The 2,036-nt window shown below is 57.7% G+C and carries 2 rRNA genes; both read left to right on the plus strand.

What is annotated here, in order from left to right:
• Positions 1 to 1,824, plus strand: a 23S ribosomal RNA gene (locus ACFY1U_RS50925); the annotation flags it as partial.
• A 95-nt stretch (positions 1,825 to 1,919) separates the two neighbouring features.
• Positions 1,920 to 2,036, plus strand: a 5S ribosomal RNA gene (gene rrf / locus ACFY1U_RS50930).

Raw genomic sequence — 2,036 nt, forward strand, 5'->3', positions numbered from 1 at the left:
GATGGGTAGGGGAGCGTCGTGTGCCGGGTGAAGCAGCGCCGGAAGGCAGTTGTGGACGGTTCACGAGTGAGAATGCAGGCATGAGTAGCGATTCACACGTGAGAAACGTGTGCGCCGATTGACTAAGGGTTCCTGGGTCAAGCTGATCTGCCCAGGGTAAGTCGGGACCTAAGGCGAGGCCGACAGGCGTAGTCGATGGATAACCGGTTGATATTCCGGTACCCGCTGTGAAGCGTCAAACATCGAACCCATTAATGCTAAGGCCGTGAAGCCGCCCCGGAGCCTTCGGGCAAAGGGGAGTGGTGGAGCCGCTGACCCAAGGTGGTAGTAGGTGAGTGATGGGGTGACGCAGGAAGGTAGTCCAGCCCGGGCGGTGGTTGTCCCGGGGTAAGGGTGTAGGCCGCAAGGTAGGCAAATCCGCCTTGCATACGGCTGAGACCTGATGCCGAGCCGATTGTGGTGAAGTGGATGATCCTATGCTGTCGAGAAAAGCCTCTAGCGAGTTTCATGGCGGCCCGTACCCTAAACCGACTCAGGTGGTCAGGTAGAGAATACCGAGGCGTTCGGGTGAACTATGGTTAAGGAACTCGGCAAAATGCCCCCGTAACTTCGGGAGAAGGGGGGCCACACCTGGTGACGGGCTTTGCGCCTTGAGCTGGGGGTGGCCGCAGAGACCAGCGAGAAGCGACTGTTTACTAAAAACACAGGTCCGTGCGAAGCCGTAAGGCGATGTATACGGACTGACGCCTGCCCGGTGCTGGAACGTTAAGGGGACCGGTTAGCTTGGATTCGTCCAGGCGAAGCTGAGAACTTAAGCGCCAGTAAACGGCGGTGGTAACTATAACCATCCTAAGGTAGCGAAATTCCTTGTCGGGTAAGTTCCGACCTGCACGAATGGCGTAACGACTTCTCGACTGTCTCAACCATAGGCCCGGTGAAATTGCACTACGAGTAAAGATGCTCGTTTCGCGCAGCAGGACGGAAAGACCCCGGGACCTTTACTACAGTTTGATATTGGTGTTCGGTTCGGCTTGTGTAGGATAGCTGGGAGACTGTGAAGCTTGGACGCCAGTTCAGGTGGAGTCGTCGTTGAAATACCAGTCTGGTCGTGCTGGATGTCTAACCTGGGTCCGTGATCCGGATCAGGGACAGTGTCTGATGGGTAGTTTAACTGGGGCGGTTGCCTCCTAAAGGGTAACGGAGGCGCCCAAAGGTTCCCTCAGCCTGGTTGGCAATCAGGTGTTGAGTGTAAGTGCACAAGGGAGCTTGACTGTGAGACCGACGGGTCGAGCAGGGACGAAAGTCGGGACTAGTGATCCGGCGGTGGCTTGTGGAAGCGCCGTCGCTCAACGGATAAAAGGTACCCCGGGGATAACAGGCTGATCTTCCCCAAGAGTCCATATCGACGGGATGGTTTGGCACCTCGATGTCGGCTCGTCGCATCCTGGGGCTGGAGTCGGTCCCAAGGGTTGGGCTGTTCGCCCATTAAAGCGGTACGCGAGCTGGGTTTAGAACGTCGTGAGACAGTTCGGTCCCTATCCGCTGTGCGCGCAGGAGTCTTGAGAAGGGCTGTCCCTAGTACGAGAGGACCGGGACGGACGAACCTCTGGTGTGCCAGTTGTTCTGCCAAGGGCATGGCTGGTTGGCTACGTTCGGGAGGGATAACCGCTGAAAGCATCTAAGCGGGAAGCCTGCTTCGAGATGAGGACTCCCACCCACTTGATGGGGTAAGGCTCCCAGTAGACGACTGGGTTGATAGGCCGGATCTGGAAGCACCGTGAGGTGTGGAGGTGACCGGTACTAATAGGCCGAGGGCTTGTCCTCAGTTGCTCGCGTCCACTGTGTTGGTTCTGAAACCACGAACGGCCCCATGCCCGGTCACGGCATGGTGCGGCAGGAGTTCGACAGTTTCATAGTGTTTCGGTGGTTATAGCGTGAGGGAAACGCCCGGTTACATTCCGAACCCGGAAGCTAAGCCTTACAGCGCCGATGGTACTGCAGGGGGGACCCTGTGGGAGAGTAGGACGCCGCCGAAC

It is taken from the genome of Streptomyces sp. NPDC001351, from assembly GCF_042896045.1.
Lineage (GTDB): Bacteria > Actinomycetota > Actinomycetes > Streptomycetales > Streptomycetaceae > Streptomyces.